A 24,665-nucleotide genomic window follows, 5' to 3' on the forward strand; every position below is an offset into this window, starting at 1 on the left:
TCCGGTCGTGCATCGGCGCGCAGGCCTGTCATCTGATTGAGCTACAGCCTATTCCACTGCGCTGACCTGCGTTGTTACTGTTCCGCCATCGTCATCCCGGTCGCGTCTCTCGCGACGGTTTCGCCTCATCGAATGTGGTCCACCGACCACGGAACGGAGTCCGTCTCGATGGACCGTCATCAGCGTGTGCTCACCGCACTGGTCTCCGCCGGCGTCGTCGCCGGTGTCCTGGCCGGATGCTCGTCGGAGTCGACCCCGGTCGGCGAATCGTCGTCGGCGTCGGCCGACCGGACGAGCGCCGCACGGACCGACGATCCCAAGGCTCTCCTGGACGCCGCGGCGAACTCGACCGCCGAACTCGACAGCGCCCACCTCCAGCTCGCAGTGACGGGCAAGGTCCCCGGACTCAAGGCCACCGCACTCGACGCCGACGTCGCGAAGTCTCCGAAGAACGCAGCCAAGGGTGACGCCACCGTGCTGGTCGGCACCGACGAGGTGAAGGCACCGTTCGTCTACAGCGACGGCAAGCTGTACGCGAACGTCGGCGGCGCGGGCTACCTGGACTACGGCGACGGGAAGTCGATCTACGACGTCACCGTGGTCCTGGACGACAAGCGCGGACTGCCGAACATCCTGCGTCAGATGGCCGCCGCCTCCCCGGCCACCCCGCCGTCGGCCGTGCCGGACCCGACCTCCGATGTCGATACCACCGCGGTCGCCGCGCAGGTCCCGCTGCAGGCACTCGCCCCGATCCTCGGCACCGTGCCACCCGAGCAGCAGAAGAAGGCCGTCCCGGTCACGGCGTGGATCGCGTCGGACTCACCGCAGCGATTGGTCCGACTGCAGGTCACCCCCGCACCCGGAGCCGCGGTCACCATCGACCTCTCGAAGTGGGACGAGCCGGTGACCGTCAGTGCCCCGCCGGCGGTGTCCCAGCCCAGCGAGAAGCCGACCGAGGAGCCCGAGCCCGGACAGCCCACAAGGGAGAAGGCCGATGGCTGAGCGAACCGACCACACTCATCGCACCGAGACGAGGACAGCCATGACCACGAACCCGACGACGAAGCGCACGTCGCTCCGCCGACGATTGGCGATCACCGCGTTGTCGGTGGCAGCCGTCGGAGGCGCGCTGGGCGGCACCGCGCTCGGCGATCCCGCTCCGGCGAACGCCGCCTACAACTACTACGGCGCGATCGCGCTGTCGCCGTCCACCGGCGCCACCGGCCGGGCCCTGGACGCGCCCAACGTGTTCTCTGCGCGCGGTGTGGCGATCCGCTATTGCGGATACGCCGACTGCCGGGTGGTGGCGACGTTCGTCAACGGCTGCGGTGCGATCGCCCGGTCGCCGTACTACTACGGCTACGGTCGCGCTCCCAGCCTCTACCGAGCGCAGATCAGCGCGCTCTACAACGCCGGCCCCGGTGCGCACATCCATGACTGGGCCTGCACGTCCAACCACTCCTGAGATGGCATCTCGGCGGGGCCGGCTCCACGAGTCGGCCCCGCCGACGGGTGTCCGGGAACGCTGCTCGGGTGGTTGCACGACCACGCGACGGTCGACGAATCCCCCGCCGACCGTCGGGTTCAGTGGGTGGCGCGCAGCGCGGACGGCACCACATCGCGGTAGCTCGGGACGCCGGCCACCGACTCGGCGGCCACCACGGCAGCCACGATCGCCCGACTCACCACCTCGGCGGCCACGACGCTGATCGCGGCGAGAGCGGCCACCGACGGGTTCATTCCGGGTGGGATCGGCACCGGCGACGGCGGCGGGGTGATAGCGCCAGTCGCGACCGCGAAGATCGTGTCGCCGTCGAGGGGCGAGTGCGCCGGTCGGATCGCCCGGCCCAGTCCGTCGTGTCCGGCCATCGCGACGCGTCGTGTGGATGCCGGGTCGAGCACAGCGTCGGTGGCGACCACACCGATCGTCGTGTTCAGCACCGTGCGCTTCGCCTCGAGTGCGGCCAGTGCCGCGATCTCGTCCGACCTCGGCTCCGACAGTCGGTGATAGGCGAGGTCGTCGGCGGTTGCGCCCCACGGCAACCCGGTACCGGGATCGATCACCGTGCCGACCGGGTTGGCGACCATCAACGCGCCGACCGTGACACCGGCCGCGGGACCGTCGGCGATGAGCATCGAGGCCGTCCCCACGCCGCCCTTGAGCGCTCCGGCACGGGCGCCCGCACCGGCTCCTACGCTCCCGACCTCGAAGTCACGCGCTGCAGAGGCCACCGCCCGGGCACCGAAGTCGGCGTCCGGACGTCGGGTCCAGCCGCCCACCGGTAGATCGAAGATCACGGCGCCGGGGACGATCGGGACGACATGACCGAAGGTGTCCATCGGGAGTCCGGTCCCGTCGGCCTCCAAGGTATGCATCACGCCGTCGGCCGCGGCCAATCCGTAGGCGCTGCCACCGGTCAGCAGGATCGCGTGGGCGGTCTGCACGGTGTTCACCGGATCGAGCAGGTCGGTCTCCCGCGTACCGGGTCCACCACCGCGGACGTCGACGGCAGCGGTGGCGGTGGGCATCCCGATCCGGGCCGGTCTGATCCGGACGACGGTCGAGCCGGTGGCCCATCCGGTGCCCTGGGTGGTCTCGTCTCCCTCGGTCGCATCGGCGTCGATGCGATGGTGATGCCCGACCTCGATACCGACGACGTCGGTGATGCGGTCACCCGCGACGCTCGCGATGCCCCTGGAATCCCGCTCGCTCAACCGTGGCCCCTTTCGATCAACCGTGATTCTCTCGACCTACGGAATCGGTGTCGATCATTCCTCTGATACCGGCACGAGGCGTCACATCAACGCCTCGACGAGCAGCTCCTGCATCACCGTGAGCCAGTGGTACACGTCCAGGTGCGCGGCGTGCGGGTGGTCGGCGGGCAGATGGTCGGGTGTGTCCTCGGAGACCCCGAGCATCGCGCCGAGCGCCAGCCGGATGTCGTTGAGGGCCGACAGCCACTGCGTCGCCTCGGCCTCGGTGAGGGCGAGTTCGCCACCGCCGTCGGGCAGGGTGTCGAGGACCACCTGCGCCGCCGACATCTTGGCGTCGATGATGTGCGGCTCGTGCACGCTGCGCAGCGCGCCGTTGATGTCGCCGGTCACCACCCCTGCGTCCAGGATCTCGTCCTGGTCCGGCCGGTGGAAGTCGGGCAGCAGGCGTCCCAACGTCGCATCCGTGGGTGGGGAGGTGTGGCCAACCGGGATGCCGGTCAGCGCGGAGAGGTCGTCGCTCGGCGCCGTCGACTCACGTTCGGCCAGCAGTTCTCGCATCGAGGTGACCATCGACGCGAGGAGTTCCGCCTCGTGCACGTCGAGTTGCGAGCAGATCCGCGTCGCCGACCCGCGGCCACGGCGTTTCCAGGTGCGCACGACGCCCAGGATGCCACGTCCGGCACGATGCAGGTGTCGGGCAGTGGTCAGGAATCGCGCTGCATGGTGGCCCACAGCCCCGCGGCGTGCAGCTTCGCGACGTCCTTCTCCACCTTGTCGCGATCGCCCGCCGACACCACGGCCTTGCCCTCGGTGTGGACCTGCATCATCAGCTGGTTCGCCCGACTCTCGGAATATCCGAAGATCTTCTGGAACACGAACGTCACGTAGCGCATCAAATTGACAGGGTCATCCCACACGATGGTGACCCAGGGCCGGTCGATCGCGACATCGCCGTCGGCGACATCGGGTTCGGCCACCGCGGTGCCGCCGGGGGTAGCCTCGTGCGCACGGCAGGTCATCGGGGTGCGCATCGAACCGCGCGCCTCGACCGGGCGAGGTCGGCGGTCCGCCGACACGCCCGCCGCGGGCGCGCGGAGGACAGTCTCGTCTGGCGCCATGACACATAGGGTAACGACTTGTGAGCATCCAGAACACCGCGCTGCTGACCGACCAGTACGAGTTGACGATGGTCGCCGCGGCACTGCGTCAACCGGTCGCGCACCGCCAGTGCACCTTCGAGGTGTTCGCCCGCCGGCTCCCCGACGGCCGCCGGTACGGCGTGGTCGCGGGCACCGGGCGCCTTCTCGACGAGCTGGAGCATTTCCGTTTCGGTGACGACGAACTCGCCGTGGTGAGCCGATTCCTGGACCCCGACACCGTGGACTGGTTGCGCGAGTACCGCTTCGGCGGGGAGATCGACGGTTACCGGGAGGGCGAGCTGTACTTCCCCGGCTCACCCATCCTGACCGTGCGCGCCGGCTTCGCCGAAGGGGTCCTGCTGGAGACGCTCGTCCTGTCGATCCTCAACCACGACAGCGCGATCGCGTCGGCGGCGGCCCGCATGGTGAGCGCCGCCGGCGTCCGACCGATCATCGAGATGGGGTCACGACGCACGCATGAGCGGGCAGCGGTGGCCAGCGCGCGTGCCGCCTACCTCGCCGGGGTGGCGGCCACGTCCAACCTCGAGGCCGCCCGCACCTACGGCGTTCCCAGCGCGGGTACCGCCGCACACGCGTTCACCCTGGGGTTCACCGGACCCGACGGTCCCGACGAGAAGGCGGCCTTCGCAGCGCAGATCGAGGCACTCGGCGTCGGGACCACCTTGCTGGTGGACACCTACGACATCACCCAGGGCGTCGCCAACGCCATCGAGGTGGCCGGCCCCGAACTCGGCGCGGTCCGTATCGACTCCGGCGACCTGGGCGTGCTGGCGCGCAAGGTGCGTGAGCAGCTGGACGACCTGGGCGCGCCGGACACCAAGATCGTCGTCTCCGGCGACCTGGACGAGTACGCGATCGCGTCGCTGCGTGCCGAACCGGTGGACACCTATGGCGTCGGAACATCACTGGTCACCGGCAGCGGCGCGCCGACGGCCGGGATGGTCTACAAACTCGTCGAGGTCGACGGCGTACCCGTCGCCAAGCGTGCCAGCCACAAGGAGTCCCGCGGCGGCGCGAAGTCCGCCGCACGGGCGGCCCGCGCGACCGGGACCATCGTCGAGGAGATCGTCTACCGCGCCGCGGAGCCGGTGCCGACCGTCGACGGGCTCCGAGTCCGACCGCTGCAGATCCCACTGGTGCGCGACGGCACCCCGGTCGCCGACCTCCCGACCCTCGAGGACGGTCGCCGACACCTGGCCGACGCGTTGGTCAGCCTGCCGTGGGAAGGTCTCGGCCTGTCGCACGGCGATCCGGCCGTTCCCACCCGCTACCAACTCTCCTGACCGACCCGACGAAGGAACCGCGATGAGCAGCCCATCCGGCACCGACCGCTCCCCTTCCGCGCACGACGCACTGATCGTCGTCGACGTCCAGAACGACTTCTGTGAGGGTGGCGCCCTCGGTGTGAACGGTGGCGCGGCGATCGCCGGCGCGATCTCCCGGCTCATCGGCGAGTACCAGACCGTCGTCGCCACCCGAGATCACCACATCGACCCCGGCGATCACTTCTCCACCGATCCGGACTTCGTCGACTCCTGGCCGCCGCATTGCCGAGTCGGCACCGATGGCATCGCCTTCCACCCCGGCCTGGACACATCCGCGGTGCAGGAGGTCTTCTCCAAGGGCCACTACAGCGCCGCGTATTCCGGTTTCGAGGGCACCAGCGACGACGGCACCACGCTGACGGCCTGGCTGACCGACCGCGGCATCACCTCCGTCGACATCGTCGGCATCGCCACCGATCACTGTGTGCGCGCCACCGCACTCGATGCCGCAGCCGCCGGTTTCACGGTCCGGGTACTGCTCAACTTCACCGCCGCCGTCGGCGCCGAGACATCGGCGGCCGCGCTGTCGGCGCTGCGCGATGCCGGCGTCGAACTGGTCGGCGACCTGCTCTACGCCGGAGCGGCACAGACCTGATGCCGACCTCCGAGAAGACACGGATCCCGGCGGCGGATCGCGCCGATCCGGAGACCGCGGCGGCGGTGACCGCACTGCTCGACGCGGCCGTCGCGTCACTCGGCGGCAAGCGCCGTGACGGTCAGGTGCGGATGGCGACCGCGGTCGCCAACGCCATCGACACCGGTGAGCATCTCGCCGTGCAGGCGGGAACGGGCACGGGCAAGTCGCTCGCGTACCTCGTGCCGTCGATCCGGCACGCCGTGGAGTCGGGCAAGACCGTCGTCGTCTCGACCGCGACCATCGCGCTGCAGCGGCAGCTCATCGAGCGCGACCTACCACGCTTCGCCGCCGCGCTCGCCCCGGGACTCGGCCGGGAGCCGACCTTCGCGATCCTCAAGGGGCGCGGGAACTATCTGTGCCTGAACAAGATCCACTCCGGTGTCGCCGACGAGCCGTCCACGGAGCTGTTCGACGCCTTCGAGCTCTCCCGGACCGGCCGCGAGGTGACCCGCCTGCGCGAGTGGTCCAGCGACACCGAGACCGGCGACCGGGACGATCTCACCCCCGGTGTCGGCGACCGCGCCTGGCGACAGGTCAGTGTCTCGGCCCGCGAATGCCTCGGGGCGGCCAACTGCTCCTACGCCGAGGACTGTTTCGCCGAGCGGGCTCGACGGTCGGCGGGACATGTCGACGTGGTCGTCACCAACCACGCGCTGCTCGCGATCGACGCGATGAGCCCGGCGACGATCCTCCCCGAGCACGACGTGGTGGTCATCGACGAGGCCCACGAGCTCGTCGACCGGATCACCGCCGTGTCCACCGCCGAGGTGTCCGCGGCAGCGGTGACCATGCTCGCCCGACGCTGCGGCAAGCTCATCGACGAGGAGACGGTCGACAACGTGGTCGGAGCGGGCGAACAGCTGGGCGAACTCCTCGCCGATCTGCCCGCGCGCCAGTGGACATCACTGCCGTCCGGATCGGCGCTCGTGCTGGCCGCGTTGCGCGACCGACTCTGGGCGGCGCACAGCGCGATCGGACCGGTGCGCAACCCGGGTTCGGGCGACGACAGCGCTGCCATCGCGGCGCGGTCGGCCGCCCTCACCGGCGTCGAGGAGATGCACGACACGGTCGTCCGCCTGCTCGGTGCGTTCGACGATCCCGACGAGTCGCGACGCCGGGACGTGGTGTGGGTCGCCGAGGAACGCGCCGGCCAGGACACCCGGATGGTGTTGCGTATCGCCCCCTTGTCGGTCGGCGGACTCTTGCGCAGCACGCTGTTCGCCCAGGCGACGGTCATCCTCACCTCTGCGACACTCACCGTCGGCGGGTCCTTCGACGCCCTCGCACGCACCTGGGGTCTGCCTGCCGGCGGGGGTGTCGAACCGGGACCGGCGACCGACTCGTCCGGATCGGCCGCCCCGACCGCGGCCACCCCCAGCACCGACGGCCCCGTCACCGACGTGCGCCACGTGACCGCGAACGGCGCGGCGGTGCCGTCGGATTCGTCGCCGCCCCGCTGGTCGGGCGTCGACGCCGGTTCCCCCTTCGACTACCCCCGGTCCGCGATCCTCTATGTGGCGCGCCATCTCCCCCGTCCCGGTCGTGACGCGATCGCCGAAGAAACGCTGACCGAACTCGCCGGGTTGATCGCCGCCGCCGACGGCCGGACCCTCGGTCTGTTCTCCTCGATGCGCGCAGCACGAGAGGCAGCGGACGCGATCCGCGAACGCACCGACCACCCGGTCCTCTGCCAGGGCGAGGACTCGACCTCCGCGTTGGTCAAGAAGTTCGCCGATGATCCGCACACCTGTCTGTTCGGCACCCTGTCGCTCTGGCAGGGCGTCGACGTGCCCGGTCCGTCGCTGAGCCTGGTCACCATCGACCGCATCCCCTTCCCGCGGCCCGACGACCCGCTGCTCACCGCTCGTCAACGCGCGGTGACCGCGCGCGGCGGCAACGGGTTCCTGACGGTCGCCGCCAATCACGCGGCACTGCTGCTCGCACAGGGCGCCGGACGTCTGTTGCGGTCGGTCGACGACCGTGGCGTGGTCGCGGTGCTCGACTCACGCCTGGCCACCGCGGGCTACGGCGGATACCTGGTGGCGTCCCTGCCGCCGTTCTGGCGCACCACCGATGGCGACCTGGTGCGTTCAGCGTTGGGCAGACTCGCCGCCATCCCCTACGGTTGAGTCGGGTGGGCCAACCACGCGGATCGACGTCGCGGTACTGCTGAGAGGAGGTCGCGAGTGATCGGTCGGATGGGTATCGACGACATCCAGCCTCTCGTCGCAGCCGGACAGTTCCCTGCCAAAGCCGTTGTGGGTGAACTCATCCCGATTCAGACCACCGCATGGCGCGAGGGTCACGACGCCCTCGGGGTGACCCTCCACGTGGAGACCCCGGACCGTCGGATCGCCGAGCACCGGATGGTCCCCGGCGACGTCGCCGACGTCTATAACGCCTCGTTCGTACCCGACGCGGTGGGGTTCTGGGTGTTCCGTATCGACGCGTGGAGCGATCCGTATTCCACGTGGCGGTCGGCGGTCGCCAAGAAACTCGATGCGGGCCAGGGTGCGGCCGATCTCGCCAACGACCTCGAGACCGGTGCGCGAATCCTGACTGATGCGCTGCAGACCGTGGCTCCGGATCGGCACGACGTCATCCGCGACGCGATCGCGTGGCTGCGCGAGAGCCGGCGCCGGGTGGAGAACCGGGTCAATCTGGCGCTGTCCGACGAGATCGCGGATCTGCTGGCCGCGGCACCGGTCCGGGAACTGGTGACCAAGAGCCGGTCGTACCGCATCTGGGCCGATCGCCGTCGCGCTCTGGTCGGGTCCTGGTACGAGTTCTTCCCGCGGTCGACCGGCGGCCGGGACGCCGACGGACGGCCGCTGCACGGCACCTTCCACACCGCCGCCGAGGACCTCCCCCGGATCGCCGACATGGGATTCGACGTCGTGTACCTCCCGCCGATCCATCCGATCGGTCAGATCAACCGCAAGGGTCCGGACAACACCCTGGTCGCAGGGCCCGACGATGTCGGTTCGCCCTGGGCGATCGGTTCGGCCGAGGGCGGCCACGACGCCATCCACCCACGGTTGGGCACCGAGGAGGACTTCGCGCACTTCGTCTCGCGCGCACGCGAACTCGATCTCGAGGTCGCGCTGGACCTGGCCCTGCAGTGCGCGCCCGACCACCCCTGGGCGACCGAACACCCCGACTGGTTCACCGTGCAGCCCGACGGCACCATCGCCTACGCCGAGAACCCGCCCAAGAAGTACCAGGACATCTACCCGCTCAACTTCGACGACGACCGGAACGGGATCTACCGGGCCGTGCTCAAGGTGGTCCTCCACTGGGTCTCACTCGGCGTCCGCATCTTCCGCGTCGACAACCCGCACACAAAACCGCCCAACTTCTGGGAGTGGCTGATCACCGAGGTCAAGAAGCGGGACCCGGACGTGCTCTTCCTCTCCGAATCGTTCACCCGTCCGGCCCGGCTCTACGGTCTCGCCCGCCTCGGTTTCACGCAGTCGTACACGTACTTCACATGGAAGACCACCAAGTGGGATCTCGAGGAGTTCGGCCGCGAGCTGGCCGCGCATGCCGACGAGGCACGTCCGAACCTGTTCGTGAACACCCCGGACATCCTGCACGCGAGTCTGCAGTACGGCGGCCCCGGCATGTTCGCCCTCCGTGCCGCCCTCGCCGCGACCCTCGCACCGACCTGGGGGGTCTACAGCGGGTACGAACTGTTCGAGCACGTCGCGGTCGTCGATGGCAGCGAGGAGTACCTGCATTCGGAGAAGTACGAGTTGCGGCCGCGTGACTACAAGGATGCCGCCAGTCGGGGCGAGTCCCTGGAGCCCTGGATCACGTCCCTGAACGGGATCCGGCGTCGGCACCCCGCGTTGCAGCAGCTGCGTAACCTGACCTTCCACCACATCGACAACCCGGCGCTGATCGCGTACTCCAAGCTCGACCCGGTCTCGGGTGACCGCGTCGTGGTGGTCATCAACCTCAACCCGTACGGGGCCGAGGAATCGACACTCTGGCTGGACATGCCCGCCCTGGGATTCGAATGGCAGGACCGTTTCACCGGCCGCGACGAGGTCAGCGGCGAGGAGTACCACTGGGGGCAGGCCAACTTCATCCGCCTGGAACCGTGGCGGGCGGTGGCCCACATCGTCGCGCTCCCGCCGCTGGATCACGCAGCGGCAGTGGAACTGTCGTATCGGAAACCGTAGATGGAGGCTTCACCCATGGGTACGCCCGACCCCGCCGCATCCGATCACGACCTGCGTCGGCTCGACACGCTGACCCATCCCGACCCGCACGCCTTCCTCGGCGCGCACGCCGCCCCCGACGGTCACACGATCCTCCGGACGCTGCGGCCCGGCGCGCAGTCGGTCGTCGCCGTGATCGGCGGTGTGGACCATCCCATGACGCGCCAGACACCGGACCTCTACGTCGCAGCTGTCCCGGTGACCGAGCTCGCCGACTACCGGTACCGGGTCACCTATGCCGACGGCAGCGGGACCACCGAGGCCGTCGTCGCCGACGGGTACCGCTTCCTGCCCAGCTTCGGCGACGTCGACGTGCACCTCTTCGCCGAAGGCAGGCACGAGACTCTCTGGGAGGCGCTCGGCGCACGGGTCGTCTCCTACGACACCCCGGACGGCACCGTCACCGGTACCGCGTTCAGCGTGTGGGCGCCGAACGCACACGGTGTGGCGGTCGTGGGCGACTTCGACGGCTGGACGGGTCGCGGGACGCCCATGCGCGCGATCGGATCCAGTGGTGTGTGGGAGGTCTTCGTGCCGGGCCTGGGCGACGGCACCCGCTACAAGTTCCGGGTCCACGGGGCCGACGGAGTGGTCAGGGACAAGGCCGATCCGATGGCTCGCGCGACCGAGATCCCGCCCGCCACTGCGTCCGTCGTCACCGAGTCCACCTTCATCTGGACCGACGACGACTGGATCGCCGCCAGGGCGGTGTCCACTCCGCACGACGCACCCATGAGCGTCTACGAGGTGCACCTGGGGTCATGGCGACTCGGGCTCGACTACCGCGAGCTCGCGGTCGAGCTCGGCTCCTACGTCGTCGAGAAGGGATTCACCCACGTCGAGTTCCTGCCGGTCGCCGAGCATCCGTTCGGCGGTTCGTGGGGTTATCAGGTCACCTCGTACTACGCGCCGACGTCCCGCTTCGGGAGCCCCGACGACTTCCGGCACCTCGTCGACCACCTCCACGAACTGGGCATCGGTGTGCTGGTCGACTGGGTGCCCGCGCATTTCCCGAAAGACGAGTGGGCCCTGGCACGGTTCGACGGCACCCCGCTGTACGAGCACGCCGACCCGCTGCGCGGCGAGCAACTCGACTGGGGCACCTATGTGTTCGACTTCGGTCGACGCGAGGTCCGGAACTTCCTGGTGGCCAACGCGTTGTTCTGGTTCGCCGAGTTCCACATCGACGGACTGCGCGTCGATGCGGTGGCCTCGATGCTCTACCTCGACTACTCCCGACCCGACGGCCAGTGGCGTCCCAATGTCTACGGCGGTCGGGAGAACCTGGAGGCGGTGCAGTTCCTCCAAGAGACGAATGCGACCGTACACAAGCACTTCCCGGGTGTGGTGACCATCGCCGAGGAGTCCACCGCGTGGCCGGGCGTCACGCGGATGACGAACCTGGGCGGCCTGGGTTTCAGCTTCAAATGGAACATGGGGTGGATGCACGACACCCTCGGCTACGTGACGCGTGATCAGGTGCATCGCTCCTTCCACCATCACGAGATCACCTTCTCGCTGATGTACGCGTGGAGCGAGAACTTCGTGCTGCCGGTGTCCCACGACGAGGTCGTGCACGGCAAGGGCACGCTGTGGACCCGGATGCCGGGTGACTCGCCGACCAAGGCGGCCGGGGTACGGATCTTCCTGGCGTACATGTGGTCTCATCCCGGCAAGCAGCTGCTGTTCATGGGCCAGGAGTTCGGTCAGACCGGCGAGTGGGGCGACGACCGCAGTCTGGACTGGCATCAGCTGCAGGGCTGGGAGGGCGAACTGCACTCCGGCATATCTGCGCTGGTGACCGACCTCAACCGGGTCTACCGCGCGACGCCGGCTCTCTACAGCCGCGACACCGAGCCGTCGGGCTATTCCTGGATCGACGCCAACGACACTGCCAACAACGTGATCAGCTTCCTACGGCATGGCGCCGATGGTTCCGTGATCGCGTGTGTCTTCAACTTCTCCGGATCCGATCGCGACAGCTACCGCGTCGGTCTGCCCGAGGGCGGTGTGTGGGACGAGGTCCTCAACACCGATGCGACGGCGTACAGCGGCAGCGGCAAGGGCAACCTCGGACAGGTGTCCGCCGACGGTCCGGCCTGGCATGGCCGACCCGTGTCGGCGACCGTGATGATCCCGGCCAATTCCGCGATCTGGCTGGCACCGCACCGCTGAGCTGCCCGGGCGGCGGCGCGGGTGCGGCTCCCACCACCCGGGTGAGCCCCCGGGGAATCAGTACAGCGCGGAGGCCAGCTTCCGGCGGGCCGCGATGACGAACGGCTCGTCGGACTCGAAGAGTTCGAAGAGCTCCAGCAACCGGGTGCGTGCACGCGTGCGGTCATCCCCCGCGGTTACCTTGACCACCGCGATGATCCGATCGAATGCGGCCTCGGGCTGCTGTCCGAGGAGGAGCACATCGGCGGCCGCGAGCTGCGCGTCGATGTCGCCGGCTGCGGCGGTGTCGACGATGGCCGGGTCGTGCGCCTGCGCCCGGAGCACGAACTCCAGATTGCGAGCGGCCGATGCGGCCTCGACGTTGCCCGGTTCTGCCTCCGCGACCGCCTGATATGCGGCGAGCGCGCCCTCGAAGTCTCCGTCGTCGAGCTTGGCGGCGGCCGCGACCAGTCGCGGGTCCTCCGGCTCCGGCTCCGCCGGGGCGTCCGTCGGAGCACCGGTCAGGGTGTCGCCGACCTGGCCGAGGATCTCGTCGACCCATGAGGTGATCTCGGCCTCGGAGCGGACCCCGTTGAAAGCCGCGACCGGTTGCCCGTGGGCGATGGCCACCACCATCGGGATGGATTGGACCCGGAAGGCCTGGGCGATACGGGGATTCGCATCGACGTCGATCTTGGCCAGAACCCAGGCTCCGCCGGCCCGCACCGCCAGCGACTCGAGGACCGGGGAGAGCTGCTTGCAGGGGCCGCACCATTCGGCCCACAGGTCGACCAGCACCAGCTGCTGGTCGGAACGTGCCAGCACCTCGGTCTCGAAGGTCTCCTCGGTCACGTCGATGACGGCGTCGCCGGGAGCCGGGGCGCCGGTCGGCGGCGCAGTCGCGGGCCTCCCCTCGGCGGGCGGCCCCGACGCGGCTGTCGGTTGGGCACGCTGCGCGTCGGCGCGCTCCTTCAAGCCGGAGAGATCGACCGCTCCGGCCATGGCGACGGCCGCGGCCTGCTGACGCGCCGCGGCGGCCGCTGCCTGCTGACGATTGGTAGGACGAGTCACCTCACCAGTGTGTCACGACCGGCGACGGGAGCCCGTCGAGAGGCCGCGGCCGGGACGCCTTCCGGTTCGGTCGGGGGTGTACCCGTTCTCCTCTGGCGGGCGGACCACACCGGCCGCGAACGCGGCGAAGACGAGCGCCAGGATCGCGGCGCAGAGCGCGGTCGCCAGACTGGTGAGGTTGCTGATGAACCCGACGATTGCCGGCCCGGCCAGCATCCCCAGATACCCGCAACCGACCACCAGCGAGATCGTCCGGCCGCTGGACTCGGTGGTGACGTTGCCCGCAGCCGTGAATATCTGCGGGATCAGGCCGGCGAGCCCGATGCCGAAGACGGTCCACCCGACGATCGCGAGTCCGGGGTTCGGCGAGATGACCGCCACGGTCATGCCGACGATCCCGATGAGTGCGCCGTACCGGACGACGGCCACCGGTCCCACCGCCCCGGCGATGCGGTCGGTCCCGAAGCGCGCGACCGTCATGGCCGCACTGAACGCACCGAACGCGATGGCGCCCAGCGCATCACGCGTACCGAATGTCTCCACGACGTGGAGGGCACTCCAGTCGTAGGCCGTTCCCTCGGCGAGCATCAGCGCGAAGGCGACCGCCGCCATCAGGCCGATGCGTCGCAGGTCGACGCCCCGCCACCACGGCTCGGCCGAGGAGACCGCGTCGCCACCGTCCGGGGCATCGGCATCACTCCGGAGATCGGTCGCCGGGGCGGCCCCGGCGGGGACTGCGGAATCCGCTACCCCCACGGCCGGATATCCCTTGGGCACGAGTCCGGCGGCCGACGCCGCGATCACGCCGAGGCCGACGACCCCGGCGACGGCGACGGTGGCGATCACCCCGACGTCGGCCCACAGTGTCGCCGCGACGACACCGGAGCCGATCAGGCTGCCGATCGAGAAGAACCCGTGGAACGCTGCCATGATCGGCCTGCGGTACGCGCGTTCCACCTGGACCGCCTGCGCGTTCATCGAGACGTCGAGACAGCCGTTCGCGAAACCGAAGGCGATCAGGCCCAGCGCGAGCTGGAGGGCGTTGGTGGCGAGCACCGGCGTCAGCACCGCCGCGGAGAGTGCGACGGCGGCGGCGATGGTCGACGGTCGGGAACCCCAGCGGTCGATCAGCGGACCGCAGATCTGCATGCCGACAAACGCGGACCCGCCGAGCAGCAGCAACAGGCCGCCGAGTGCGCTGTGGTCCACGCCGGTGCGGTCGGTGATCACCGGGATGTGGGCGACCCACATCGCGGCGAGGAAGCCGTTGAGGGCGAACACCGCGGTGACCGCGGATCGCCCCCGACGGGCCGCGTGACCGGTCATCGCCGCCGCTCCTGCCCGTCGGTGTCGTCAGTCCAGATGACGCTCGACCCGTTCCACCTTGCCGGTCATCTCGCCGGTGTGACCGGGACGGATGTCGGCCTTGAGCACGAGGCCGACCCGCGGAGCGCGCGCCGCCACGGCGTCGGTCGCGGCTTTGACCACCGCCATGACCTCGTCCCATTCACCTTCCAGGTAGGTGAACATCGCGGTCGTCTGATGCGGCACCCCTGAGCCTCGGACCACCTCGACCGCGGCCGCCACCGCTTCGCTCATCCCCCCGTCGGCGTCGACGGCGTCACCCCCGGAGGGACTCAGGCTGAACGCGACGATCACGACAGGACACTCAGCATGGCGTGACCATCAGGCTGCGAGGCCCTTGGGCTCGGGGGTCGTCGAGAGCTCGGCCAGGTGGCCGTTGCGCTGGGCCCACCACTCGAACACGACGGTGCCGAACGGGGGGATGCTCGAGACGAGAGCCAGCAGCCCGACGCCGACCTTCCACCGCAGTTGGACCCAGGTCACGATCGACACGAGCACGAAGATCACGAAGACGATGCCGTGCACCATGCCTGGCACCGCGACGGCCTCGGTGTATCCGAGCACCCACTTGAAGAACATCGCGATAAGCAGGGCCAGCCACGTGATCGCCTCGGCGACGGCGACGAAGCGGAAGCGCTTGGCCGGGGTCGTGAGGTCGAGGAAGTTCGACATGTCCATCATTGTGCCCGATTCGTTCGATTCCTACTACCGTCTGTAGTAGAGGTCTCCTCCGCCCGCGTCGCTCAGACGCTCGGCACCTTCAGGATGAGGGCGTCACCCTGACCGCCGGCACCACACAGTGCGGCCACTCCGGTGCCACCGCCCCGTCGCTTGAGCTCGAGGGCCAGATGCAGGGCGATCCGGGCGCCGGACGTCCCGATCGGATGGCCGACGGCGATGGCGCCGCCGTTGACGTTGACGATCTCCGGATCGATGCCGAGCTTTGCGGTCGACGCCAGGCCCACGGCCGCGAACGCCTCGTTGATCTCCACCAGGTCGAGATCGGAGACCGAGATCCCCTCACGTGCGACCGCCTTCTCGATGGCGTTGGCCGGCTGGGCCTGCAGCGACGAGTCCGGACCGGCGACCACGCCGTGTGCACCGATCTCGGCGAGCCACTCGACTCCGAGTTCCTCGGCCTTGGCCTTGCTCATCACGACCACGGCGGCGGCGCCGTCCGAGATCTGCGACGAGTTGCCCGCGGTGATGGTGCCGTCCTTGCGGAAAGCCGGACGCAGACCGGCGAGCGACCCGGCGGTCGTGTCGGGGCGGACACCCTCGTCGGTGGCGAACTCGATCGGGTCGCCCTTGCGCTGCGGGATGCTGACCGGCACGACCTCGTCGGCGAACAGTCCGTTCTTCCATGCCGCCGCGGCGAGCTGATGACTACGCGCGGCGAACTCGTCCTGCTGCTCGCGGGTGAAGCCGCGGGTGACGTCTCCGGTGGTGTCGGCGACGTCGTTGCCCTGCTCGGTCAATGCGCCCATCGGCTGATCGGTGAAGGCATCGAAGAGTCCGTCGAACGCGAGGTGGTCGACGAGTTCGGTGTTGCCGTACTTGAAGCCGCCACGGCTGCCGGGCAGCAGGTGCGGCGCCTGGGTCATCGACTCCTGTCCGCCGGCGACGACGACGTCGAACTCGCCGGCGCGGATGAGCTGGTCGGCGAGCGCGATCGCGTCGACACCCGACAGGCACATCTTGTTGATCGTCAGCGTCGGCACGTCCCAGCCGATACCGGCCTTCACGGCCGCCTGGCGAGCGGGCATCTGACCCGCACCTGCGGTGAGGACCTGACCGAGGATGACGTACTCGACCGCGCTGGCGGGGACACCGGATCGCTCGAGCGCACCCTTGATGGCGACGGCGCCGAGATCGACGGCACTGAAGTCCTTCAGCGAGCCGAGCAGGCGGCCGAAGGGGGTGCGCGCCCCGGCGACGATGACCGAGGTAGTGGCGGACGACGAGGACATGGGACCTCCAACAGGCGGTGGATCGGTGGCCCGAGCGAGTGTTCGGGCGGTGCGCTTGCACACGCACGGAACCCCAACGCTACCGTTAGCCCATGAGCGACTCAGCAACGGATCCGCAGTCCTCCCCCGCGGCCACCGCCGTCATCGCCGACCTGGTCGTCGCGATCGACCACGTCGGCATCGCGGTACCGGACCTCGACGCCGCGAAGCAGTGGTACTACGACCATCTCGGTTTCGTCACCCTCCACGAAGAGGTGAACGACGAACAGGGCGTCCGCGAGGCGATGGTCGGCGCCCGCGAGACCGCCGACGCCGGCGGTGCGGTCATCCAACTGCTCGCGCCGCTGACCGACGAGTCGACCATCGCCAAGTTCCTCGATCGCAACGGTCCCGGGCTGCAGCAACTCGCAGTGCGCGTGACCGATGTCGACGCCGTCACCGAACTTCTCACCGCCGCCGGTGTACGCGTCCTGTACCCCGAGGCACGGCGTGGCACGGCCGACTCTCGGATCAATTTCGTCCACCCGAAGGACGCGGGCGGGGTGCTGCTCGAACTCGTCGAGCCGGCAGGCACCGCCGCACCGCACTGACCACGGGATCCGACCGATCATCAGGCGCTGACCTCAGTTAGACTGGCGCCCATGTCAGCTCCCGCACCGAGGCCCCTACCCTTTGCCATCGTGATGCGCGGTTACGACCGCGACCAGGTCGCCGATCGACTCCAGCGGATCGACGCTGAGTTGCGGGTGCTGGCCGCCGACCGCGACGCTGCCACCGCGAATGCGCACGAGCTCGCAACACATTTGGAGGAGGCCCGGGAAGAGGCCGAGGAACTCCGCCGCGAGGTCGACAAACTGTCGGTGCCGCCGAGTACCGCACAGGGTATGAGTGATCGTCTCGGACGCATGCTGCAGTTGGCCGCGGATGAGGCGTCGGAGATCCGCGCCGAAGCCACCGCCGAGGCCGACGAGGTCCTCTCGGTCGCCCGGCAGGAGGCCGCCACCCTGCGAGACGACGCCGAGGCCGTCGCCGACCGGACCCGTACCGACGCCAAGGGCAAGGCAGACAAGCTCGTCTCCGATGCCGAGGCACGCGCCCGCGACGCGCGCGAGAAGGCCGACGCACTCGAGGCACAGGCCAAGCGCGACGCCGCCGAGGCCGCCCGGCTCATCACCGAGCGCAAGGCCGCGATGGAGGCCGAGCACAACGAGACCATGGCCGCCGCCCGCGAAGAGGCCCGACGGATCGTCACGAAGGCCAAGGGCGAGGCTGCGGAGCTCGAACTCCAGAGCACCAGGGCGCGTCAGGCCGAGCGCGAGCGTCACGATGCCGAGCTGGCCAGCCAGCGCGATCGCGCCCGCCACGAGGCGACCCGCATGAAGGAGACCGCGCAGGAGATCGCGACCGAGCGTCTCGCCCGCTCACGTGAGCTCGCCGGCAAGGCCGACACCGCTCGCAAGCAGGTGGTCGAGCACCTCAACAAGGTGCGCAACCAGCTCGCGCAGATCCCGGAGCAGCTCACCGCTCCCGACGACGAAGACCTCGCGGGTCTCACCGACCTCGACGACGTCGAGTTGCTCAACCGCGCCTTGTCGTCGCAGTCGCAGATCAAGCGCGCGCCGAACGCCAAGGCCTCCAAACACTCCTCGCAGGCGTCGGGCGGATCCTCGAAGTCCGGGTCGCACCAGCCGGGCACGCAAAAGACGACCAACCAGAAGTCCGGCTCGCAGGGGTCGAACACGTCGCGCTCGTCGGATCAGAGCACCAAGGACGTCGCGACCCACGAACCGGCCAACTGAGCCCTCGATCCGGATCGCCGCTCGACGGTCGGTCCGGATCAGCTCGCGCGATGATCGCCGGCGTCGCATCCTTCACCGGATCGACGCCGTGCCACTCAGAACAGCCGGAACTCGGTGCTCTCCGCACCGCGCAGCGCATCGTAATCCAGTACGAGACAGCGGATTCCCCGGTCCTCGGCGAGGGTGCGAGCCTGCGGTTTGATCTGCTGGGCCGCGAACACCCCGCTCACCGGCGCCAGCAGCGGGTCCCGGTTGAGGAGCTCCAGGTACCGCGTGAGTTGTTCGACACCGTCGATCTCACCCCGACGCTTGATCTCGACTGCGACGGTCGCCCCACCCCCGTCCCGGCACAACAGGTCGACCGGACCGATCGCCGTCATGTACTCCCGTCGGATCAGGGTGTGCCCGATGCCGAGCGTCTCCACGTGCTCGGCGAGCAGTTCCTGCAGATGCGCTTCGACACCATCCTTGACCAGCCCTGGGTCGATGCCCAGTTCGTGGCTGGAGTCGTGCTCGATCGACGCGATGGTGATCCGCAGTTCCTCGCCGGCCTTGTTGGTCACCACCCAGTACGCCTGCGCCTCGACACCCTCGGGTGCCTCGGCCTCGGTCAACCAGCAGGGCGGACTCATCCAGTTCAGCGGCTTGTACGCCCGATCGTCGGCATGGACGCTGACCGACCCGTCCGACTTGATCAGCAGCAATCGGCGGGCCATCGGCAGGTGGGCCGTCAACCTGCCGACGTAATCGACCTGACACTCCGCGACAACAAGACGCACAGAGGTCAGCCTAGAGGTTCGGCGGCGTCGGCGTCAGGCGGGTCCCGGCTCGATCAGTCGCGACTTCACCAGGAACTCCTCGGCGTCGAGGACCGCCTCGCTCATCGACGAATGCACATGCGGCAGAGCCGGATCCAGACGACCGACCCCATACGGGATGCCCATGTCGGTGGCCGGCCCGTCGTCGCGATACCGATCGATGCTGGCCCGCACCACCCCGTCGGGGTCGACGACCAGGGATCGCCGTCCCCCCTCGTCCAGGACGTGCTTGAACCCGAGCACCATGTTGCGGGCCACCGGGTCGACGATGTCGACGCGCGAGATCTCCAGAATCGCGACGTCGAAGCGGTCCACGTCGGCCTCGAGCCGGCGCACCGCGCTCTCCGCACCGGCGAAGGTGAGGTCGCCCTGAAGCTCATAGACACGGACGCGGTCCCGGCACGTCTTCAGGAACACGCGTTCCCGGTCGACCCACTCGGGACTCACCTCGATGTCGCCGAGGTCGTAGACGGCGCGGATGGTGGTGCGACTCTCGCGCGCGACGTTGAACATGTGCAGCCCGAGATCGGTGGACAGGTGCCGACACGTGTCGACACCGCGCACGCTGTTGCCGTGTTCGTCGAGGAGCGGCGAGTACACGCCGATGCCGAGTTGCCCGGGCAGGATCGCGAGGATGCCTCCACCGACACCGCTCTTGGCCGGCAACCCCACCCTGGTCACCCAGTCGCCCGCACCGTCGTACATACCGCAGGTGGTCATCACCGACAGCACGCGTTGCGCCACCGCCTGGTCGAGGACCCGTCGCCCGGTACGCGGGTTGACCCCGCCGTTGGCGATGGTGCACCCGATGACGGCGAGGTCGTCGGTGGTGACCTGGAGCGAACACTGCCGGAAGTAGAGGTCGATCGCGGCGTCCGGATCCGTCTGCAGCGCCCCGAAACTGACGAGCATGTACGCGATGGCCCGATTGCGCGCGCCGGTCGCACTCTCCGACGCGTACACCCGCTCGTCGAGTCCGAGCCGTCGGCCGGCACATGCCGAGTAGAACTCGACGACGTCGGCGAAGGCCGCATCCACCGTGTCGGACGAGACCGTCGGCTCCTGCGGCAGCAACATCGACGCCGCCAGGATGGCGCCCGCATTGATCATCGGATTCTTCGGACGGCGGCGCTGGTCGACGCTGATCTCGTTGAACGCCTCCCCCGACGGCTCGACGCCGATCGCCGCATCGATGGTGGCGAATCCCCGTCGTCCGAGTGCCAACGCATACGTGAGCGGCTTGGAGATGGACTGGATCGTGAAGGCCGCCGCGCTGTCGCCGTGCGAGTAGACGTGCCCGTCGTGGACGCACATCGACAGACCGAACCCGCCGGGGTCGACGGCGGCAAGCTCCGGGATGTAGTCGGCGACCGCACCGGTGAGGTGCGCCTGGCAGTCCAGCATGATGCGGCCGAGGTAGCCGTCGACGAGGGAGATCACCCGCTCAATCTAGCTGTCGTCACCACCAGTCCGGACGGGGTCGATCACCCGACGGCACGCTCGGGTCGATCACCCGACAGCACGCCGGACGGTGACCTCCACGGCGTCGGCGAAGCGGTACGGGTTGGCGTCCAGTAAACCGCTGGCATGTTTGCGCAGCCGGGACATCTCGGCACGGATCGTGATGGTCCGGTCCTCGACCCCGAACAGGTCCGCCGACATCTGCGCGGCGCTGCGCCCGGATCGGTGCTGGGCGAGCAGATCGAGGATCTGGGCGTGCCGCGGCGATGGATGGAAGGACCATCCGCCTGCTCCACCGGAGACGGTCACGACCGGCCGCGCGGAGTCGCGGAGATCGAGTTCGACCGAGGTCGGCCGACGTCCGTCGGGATCCGCGATGCGGACCAACCAGCCACCGGGGAGCGGATCGATGTCGCACTCGCCGAGCGGCCCCACCACGAACCGCCCCGGCGTGGTGCGACCGGGAAGGCGGATCCGGGTCTGCGGCGGGATCGCGTCCAACGCCGCCACCCAGCCGTCGTTGTCCACCGCGAGGGCCGGACCGGCGGCGCGCGCGAGGATCGGTGCCGCGATCGAGCGCAGGTGGTCGAGGCTCTCGCGGTGCTGATCGCGGAGGCGGGCCTCGGCCAGCTTGGCGACGGCGTCGACCAGCGCCACCATGGTCGGGTGGATCGTGGCCGCCGGCCCGCTGACGTCGACGACCCCCAACACCGAGCCGGTCCGCGGGTCGCGGATCGGCGCACCCGCACACGTCCATGCGTGATGCGTCCGGACGAAGTGTTCTGCCGAGAAGACCTGGACCGCCCGACCGAACATCAATGCCGTCCCGATCGCATTGGTCCCGACAGCGTCCTCGGCCCAGTCGGCGCCCTCGATGAATCCGAGTCGGTCGGCGCGGGTCAGCACGCGACCCGAGCCGCTACGCCACAGCACTCGACCTCGATGGTCGGCGACCACCAGGACGTTGTCGCCGTCGGCGATCACCGCGTCCAGACCACGGGTGAGTTCCGGCAGCACCCCGGCAAGTCCCGACTCATGTCGACTGATCTCCAGCTCGGACACCTCGAGCGCGCCGTGCCCGCCGCCGGCGTCCGGATCGACACCCGCGGTGGCAGCCCGCTCCCAGGACTCGCTGATCACCGGTCGTGGGCGCGCAGGCAGCTTTGCCCCGGTCATCGCGGCGTCGTAGACCGCACTCAAGACCTGCGCGAACTGCCGCGGATCATCGCCCGCGCCTACGGCCGGCTCGGGACCACATGTGTCGGCCCGAGCCTGATCGGTGCGGGTTGCGGTGTCGACAGGAGTTCTCATCGGTTCCGATTGTGCTCCCGATCACACCCGCTCCGCAAAGTCGTCCCCCCGGTTGCACGGGGTTGCAACGGTTGCGAACGGCCCGCAACCCGATGCAACCCTTGTCGCCACCTCGGCATCCCGGCTGTGCTGTGCATCACATCCCGCTGACATCGCGACGGTCCGAGGAGGACACCATGACGCAGACGCTCGAACCCGACACACACGAGGAAACCGCACCCGATCCCCAGACGAGGGTCGACGCGTGGCTCGCACGGTTCGAGGGGGCCCTCGCCGACCGCGACGTGTCGCGCGCAGCCGGTCTGTTCGCGGTCGACTCCTATTGGCGCGACCTGGTGGCGTTCACCTGGAACCTGACCACCGTGGAGGGCCGGGAACAGATCACCGACCTCTTGTCCGAGCGCCTGGTCGACACCGATCCCGCTCGGTTCCGCACCACCGAGACACCGACCGCCGACGGAGATGTCACCTCTGCCTTCATCGCGTTCGAGACGGCCACCGGACGAGGTGAGGGGCACCTGCGGATCCGCACAGATGGGGAGACCGGAGAAGATCAGGGCTGGACGCTCCTCACCACGTTGCAGGAGCTCACCGGCCACGAAGAGCCGCGCGGCACCGGTCGCATCCTCGGGGCCGTCCACGGCTCCGACCCGGACCGACGTTCGTGGGCCGAGAAGAAGGCCGACGAAGACGCCTCACTCGGTCGGGACAACCAGCCGTACGTTCTCGTCGTCGGCGGCGGACAGGGCGGCATCGCGCTCGGTGCCCGACTGCGGCAACTCGGCGTCCCCTCACTCGTCGTCGACCGTCAGGAACGCCCCGGCGACCAGTGGCGTAATCGCTACAAGTCCCTCTGCCTGCACGATCCCGTCTGGTACGACCACCTCCCGTACCTCCCTTTTCCCGACAACTGGCCGGTGTTCGCCCCGAAGGACAAGGTCGGCGACTGGCTGGAGTTCTACACCAAGGTCATGGAGGTGCCGTACTGGAGCAAGACGACCTGTGTGTCGGCCGAATACGACGAGGCCGCGGGCCGGTGGACCGTCGAGATCGATCGTGACGGTGAACGACTCACCCTCACACCGACGCAACTGGTACTGGCGACCGGGATGTCGGGCAAGCCCAGTGTGCCGACGTTCGCCGGCCAGGACGTCTTCGCGGGCGACCAGCACCACTCCAGCAAGCACCCCGGCCCGGACGGCTACGTCGGCAAGAAGGTCGTGGTCATCGGGTCGAACAACTCGGCACACGACATCTGCAAGGCGTTGGTGGAGAACGGCATCGACACCACGATGGTGCAGCGATCGTCGACGCACATCGTCAAGTCCGAATCACTGATGGAGATCGGTCTCGGCGACCTCTACAGTGAGCGCGCCCTCGCGGCGGGAATGACCACGCACAAGGCCGATCTGACCTTCGCGTCCCTTCCGTATCGGATCATGCACCAATTCCAGATCCCCCTCTACGACCGCATCCGTGCACAGGACAAAGACTTCTACGATCGGCTCACCGCAGCCGGGTTCGATCTCGACTTCGGAGACGACGACAGTGGTCTGTTCATGAAGTACCTGCGCCGCGGGTCCGGGTACTACATCGACGTCGGCGCATCGGAACTCATCGCCGATGGGTCGATCGCACTCGAGCACGGTCAGGTCGATCATCTCACCGAGGACTCGGTGGTGCTGTCCGACGGCACCGTGTTGCCCGCCGACGTGGTGGTCTACGCGACCGGATACGGCTCGATGAACGGCTGGGCAGCCGACCTGATCGGACAAGACGTCGCCGACCGCGTCGGCAAGGTGTGGGGTCTCGGATCGGAGACCACGAAGGACCCCGGACCGTGGGAGGGAGAGCAGCGCAACATGTGGAAGCCGACCCAACAACCCGGTCTGTGGTTCCACGGCGGAAACCTCCACCAGTCCCGGCACTACTCGCTGTACCTGGCGTTACAGCTCAAGGCCCGCTTCGAAGGCATCGCCACCCCGGTCTACAACCTGGCCGAGGTCCACCACCTGTCGTGACGAGTGGGACCGCAGGACCCTACGGCCGGCCTCGACCCCCAGACCGGTGATCTGGCGTCCTCCACAGACTCGGCACCGACGCCCTGACGATCCAGGGCGTCGGTGCCGAATCCATGTGAGCGTCGAGCACGCTGCCAGGTGGACTCGGCGCACGATCAATTCTGTCGTGGGCGTCCGTCACGCCACTGTCATGGGGCGTGTGTCACGCCGCTGTCAGGGGCGTGAGTCACGCCGCGGCGACGAGTTCGATCGTCACCCAGATCCGTCCCTTGTCGTCGCGCGCAGCGACCGCGTGACCCGAGCGAGGACCTTCGGGCAGCGTGACGGTGACATCGCCGCCGGCGCCCTCGAAGTTGCGCCACCAGTTCTTCTTGTCCGGAGCAGCCACCCCGACACGCAGGGACTCTCCGGTGCGGCTGTAGGACACCGGCAGCTCGAAGGTCTTGCCGGACTTTCGACCGGTGTAGCTGATGACGGTCATCCCCTTTCCGAGCAGGGGGCCGACGCCCGGCAGCCGTAACAGCGGAAAGACGACGGTGTTCACGGCCTTGGCCACACGCTGAAAAGTGTTCATGGCTTCGAGGATACGACCGCAAACGCAGCAAGGCCCCTCGAGTGAACGAGGGGCCTTG

Annotated in this window: 22 protein-coding genes; 10 read left to right on the forward strand and 12 right to left on the reverse strand. The window is 69.0% G+C overall.

Annotated features, from left to right (window positions below):
- Window positions 1-168 precede the first annotated feature (168 nt).
- Both GS4_RS14795 and GS4_RS14800 read left to right on the forward strand, forming a co-directional pair.
- On the forward strand, window positions 169-1,002 hold the full coding sequence (locus GS4_RS14795) for an LppX_LprAFG lipoprotein (RefSeq protein ID WP_007621873.1): 834 nt from the start codon (window positions 169-171) through the stop codon (window positions 1,000-1,002).
- A 40-nt stretch (window positions 1,003-1,042) separates the two neighbouring features.
- Window positions 1,043-1,465: a DUF4189 domain-containing protein gene (locus GS4_RS14800; protein ID WP_040510573.1), complete on the forward strand. Its 423-nt coding sequence runs from the start codon at window positions 1,043-1,045 to the stop codon at window positions 1,463-1,465.
- A gap of 119 nt (window positions 1,466-1,584) precedes the next feature.
- On the opposite strand, the gene GS4_RS14805 is transcribed toward GS4_RS14800, so the two are convergent.
- The 3 genes from GS4_RS14805 to clpS form a co-directional block, all read right to left on the reverse strand.
- Complete coding sequence (locus GS4_RS14805) at window positions 1,585-2,715, reverse strand: P1 family peptidase (protein ID WP_007621875.1); 1,131 nt, start codon at window positions 2,713-2,715, stop codon at window positions 1,585-1,587.
- Window positions 2,716-2,796: 81 nt separating this feature from the next.
- Window positions 2,797-3,372, reverse strand: a complete 576-nt coding sequence (gene aosR, locus GS4_RS14810) for an oxidative stress transcriptional regulator AosR (protein ID WP_007621876.1) — start codon at window positions 3,370-3,372, stop codon at window positions 2,797-2,799.
- Window positions 3,373-3,419: 47 nt separating this feature from the next.
- Complete coding sequence (gene clpS, locus GS4_RS14815; protein WP_007621877.1) at window positions 3,420-3,746, reverse strand: ATP-dependent Clp protease adapter ClpS; 327 nt, start codon at window positions 3,744-3,746, stop codon at window positions 3,420-3,422.
- A 107-nt stretch (window positions 3,747-3,853) separates the two neighbouring features.
- On the opposite strand from clpS, the gene GS4_RS14820 reads away from it, so the two are divergent.
- The 5 genes from GS4_RS14820 to glgB are packed head-to-tail and all read left to right on the forward strand — an operon-like array spanning window position 3,854 to window position 12,238.
- Complete coding sequence (locus GS4_RS14820; RefSeq protein ID WP_007621878.1) at window positions 3,854-5,158, forward strand: nicotinate phosphoribosyltransferase; 1,305 nt, start codon at window positions 3,854-3,856, stop codon at window positions 5,156-5,158.
- 22 nt (window positions 5,159-5,180) lie between these two features.
- A complete protein-coding gene (locus GS4_RS14825) occupies window positions 5,181-5,795 on the forward strand; it encodes an isochorismatase family protein (RefSeq protein WP_007621879.1) in 615 nt (204 codons plus the stop codon).
- On the forward strand, window positions 5,795-7,966 hold the full coding sequence (locus GS4_RS14830; RefSeq protein ID WP_007621881.1) for an ATP-dependent DNA helicase: 2,172 nt from the start codon (window positions 5,795-5,797) through the stop codon (window positions 7,964-7,966). The genes GS4_RS14825 and GS4_RS14830 overlap by 1 nt, the downstream gene beginning before the upstream one ends.
- Window positions 7,967-8,023: 57 nt before the next feature.
- The gene (locus tag GS4_RS14835) at window positions 8,024-10,024 is read left to right on the forward strand and encodes a maltotransferase domain-containing protein (protein ID WP_007621883.1); all 2,001 of its coding nucleotides are present in this window, start codon (window positions 8,024-8,026) and stop codon (window positions 10,022-10,024) included.
- Between the two features lie 15 nt (window positions 10,025-10,039).
- Entirely contained in the window at window positions 10,040-12,238 is a 2,199-nt protein-coding gene (glgB, locus tag GS4_RS14840; protein ID WP_245555678.1) for a 1,4-alpha-glucan branching protein GlgB, read from the forward strand.
- Window positions 12,239-12,295: 57 nt separating this feature from the next.
- On the opposite strand, the gene GS4_RS14845 is transcribed toward glgB, so the two are convergent.
- The 5 genes from GS4_RS14845 to GS4_RS14865 all read right to left on the reverse strand — a co-directional run bounded on the left by GS4_RS14845 (window position 12,296) and on the right by GS4_RS14865 (window position 16,623).
- Window positions 12,296-13,219, reverse strand: coding sequence for a tetratricopeptide repeat protein (locus GS4_RS14845; protein ID WP_040510632.1), 924 nt, complete (start codon window positions 13,217-13,219; stop codon window positions 12,296-12,298).
- An 81-nt stretch (window positions 13,220-13,300) separates the two neighbouring features.
- The gene (locus GS4_RS14850) at window positions 13,301-14,614 is read right to left on the reverse strand and encodes an MFS transporter (RefSeq protein WP_007621886.1); all 1,314 of its coding nucleotides are present in this window, start codon (window positions 14,612-14,614) and stop codon (window positions 13,301-13,303) included.
- Between the two features lie 27 nt (window positions 14,615-14,641).
- Entirely contained in the window at window positions 14,642-14,947 is a 306-nt protein-coding gene (locus GS4_RS14855) for a thiamine-binding protein (RefSeq protein WP_007621888.1), read from the reverse strand.
- 27 nt (window positions 14,948-14,974) lie between these two features.
- On the reverse strand, window positions 14,975-15,334 hold the full coding sequence (locus GS4_RS14860; RefSeq protein ID WP_007621890.1) for a DUF3817 domain-containing protein: 360 nt from the start codon (window positions 15,332-15,334) through the stop codon (window positions 14,975-14,977).
- A 62-nt stretch (window positions 15,335-15,396) separates the two neighbouring features.
- A complete protein-coding gene (locus tag GS4_RS14865; protein WP_007621892.1) occupies window positions 15,397-16,623 on the reverse strand; it encodes an acetyl-CoA C-acetyltransferase in 1,227 nt (408 codons plus the stop codon).
- 92 nt (window positions 16,624-16,715) lie between these two features.
- Here GS4_RS14865 and mce point away from each other — a divergent pair, with 92 nt between their 5' ends.
- Entirely contained in the window at window positions 16,716-17,213 is a 498-nt protein-coding gene (mce, locus tag GS4_RS14870; RefSeq protein ID WP_007621895.1) for a methylmalonyl-CoA epimerase, read from the forward strand.
- A gap of 51 nt (window positions 17,214-17,264) precedes the next feature.
- Window positions 17,265-18,422, forward strand: a complete 1,158-nt coding sequence (locus tag GS4_RS14875; RefSeq protein ID WP_007621896.1) for a DivIVA domain-containing protein — start codon at window positions 17,265-17,267, stop codon at window positions 18,420-18,422.
- Between the two features lie 95 nt (window positions 18,423-18,517).
- Here GS4_RS14875 and nucS read toward each other — a convergent pair whose 3' ends face one another.
- From nucS to GS4_RS14890, 3 genes are all read right to left on the reverse strand, one after another.
- Window positions 18,518-19,201 carry an endonuclease NucS gene (gene nucS / locus GS4_RS14880; protein WP_007621902.1) on the reverse strand — a complete coding sequence of 228 codons (684 nt, stop codon included), beginning with the start codon at window positions 19,199-19,201 and terminating at the stop codon, window positions 18,518-18,520.
- A gap of 33 nt (window positions 19,202-19,234) precedes the next feature.
- On the reverse strand, window positions 19,235-20,680 hold the full coding sequence (glsA, locus tag GS4_RS14885) for a glutaminase A (RefSeq protein WP_007621904.1): 1,446 nt from the start codon (window positions 20,678-20,680) through the stop codon (window positions 19,235-19,237).
- Window positions 20,681-20,749: 69 nt separating this feature from the next.
- On the reverse strand, window positions 20,750-22,012 hold the full coding sequence (locus GS4_RS14890; protein WP_007621907.1) for a GAF domain-containing protein: 1,263 nt from the start codon (window positions 22,010-22,012) through the stop codon (window positions 20,750-20,752).
- A gap of 176 nt (window positions 22,013-22,188) precedes the next feature.
- Between GS4_RS14890 and GS4_RS14895 the strand changes: the two genes are divergently transcribed.
- On the forward strand, window positions 22,189-24,033 hold the full coding sequence (locus GS4_RS14895; RefSeq protein ID WP_007621908.1) for a flavin-containing monooxygenase: 1,845 nt from the start codon (window positions 22,189-22,191) through the stop codon (window positions 24,031-24,033).
- A gap of 226 nt (window positions 24,034-24,259) precedes the next feature.
- On the opposite strand, the gene GS4_RS14900 is transcribed toward GS4_RS14895, so the two are convergent.
- Window positions 24,260-24,607: a PNPOx family protein gene (locus GS4_RS14900; RefSeq protein WP_007621910.1), complete on the reverse strand. Its 348-nt coding sequence runs from the start codon at window positions 24,605-24,607 to the stop codon at window positions 24,260-24,262.
- Between the last annotated feature and the right edge of the window lie 58 nt (window positions 24,608-24,665).

The organism is Gordonia soli NBRC 108243, from assembly GCF_000334455.1.
In the GTDB taxonomy this organism is placed as follows: Bacteria; Actinomycetota; Actinomycetes; order Mycobacteriales; family Mycobacteriaceae; genus Gordonia; species Gordonia soli.

What these genes read in the sequence shown, in the direction of transcription:
- GS4_RS14795 (WP_007621873.1), top strand. Translation starts at nt 169, where the DNA reads ATGGACCGTCATCAGCGTGTGCTCACCGCACTGGTCTCCGCCGGCGTC.
- GS4_RS14800 (WP_040510573.1), top strand. Translation starts at nt 1,043, where the DNA reads ATGACCACGAACCCGACGACGAAGCGCACGTCGCTCCGCCGACGATTG.
- clpS (WP_007621877.1), bottom strand. Translation starts at nt 3,746, where the DNA reads ATGCGCACCCCGATGACCTGCCGTGCGCACGAGGCTACCCCCGGCGGC.
- GS4_RS14825 (WP_007621879.1), top strand. Translation starts at nt 5,181, where the DNA reads ATGAGCAGCCCATCCGGCACCGACCGCTCCCCTTCCGCGCACGACGCA.
- GS4_RS14830 (WP_007621881.1), top strand. Translation starts at nt 5,795, where the DNA reads ATGCCGACCTCCGAGAAGACACGGATCCCGGCGGCGGATCGCGCCGAT.
- glgB (WP_245555678.1), top strand. Translation starts at nt 10,040, where the DNA reads ATGGGTACGCCCGACCCCGCCGCATCCGATCACGACCTGCGTCGGCTC.
- GS4_RS14845 (WP_040510632.1), bottom strand. Translation starts at nt 13,219, where the DNA reads ATGGCCGGAGCGGTCGATCTCTCCGGCTTGAAGGAGCGCGCCGACGCG.
- GS4_RS14850 (WP_007621886.1), bottom strand. Translation starts at nt 14,614, where the DNA reads ATGACCGGTCACGCGGCCCGTCGGGGGCGATCCGCGGTCACCGCGGTG.
- GS4_RS14860 (WP_007621890.1), bottom strand. Translation starts at nt 15,334, where the DNA reads ATGATGGACATGTCGAACTTCCTCGACCTCACGACCCCGGCCAAGCGC.
- GS4_RS14865 (WP_007621892.1), bottom strand. Translation starts at nt 16,623, where the DNA reads ATGTCCTCGTCGTCCGCCACTACCTCGGTCATCGTCGCCGGGGCGCGC.
- mce (WP_007621895.1), top strand. Translation starts at nt 16,716, where the DNA reads ATGAGCGACTCAGCAACGGATCCGCAGTCCTCCCCCGCGGCCACCGCC.
- GS4_RS14875 (WP_007621896.1), top strand. Translation starts at nt 17,265, where the DNA reads ATGTCAGCTCCCGCACCGAGGCCCCTACCCTTTGCCATCGTGATGCGC.
- GS4_RS14890 (WP_007621907.1), bottom strand. Translation starts at nt 22,012, where the DNA reads ATGAGAACTCCTGTCGACACCGCAACCCGCACCGATCAGGCTCGGGCC.
- GS4_RS14895 (WP_007621908.1), top strand. Translation starts at nt 22,189, where the DNA reads ATGACGCAGACGCTCGAACCCGACACACACGAGGAAACCGCACCCGAT.
- GS4_RS14900 (WP_007621910.1), bottom strand. Translation starts at nt 24,607, where the DNA reads ATGAACACTTTTCAGCGTGTGGCCAAGGCCGTGAACACCGTCGTCTTT.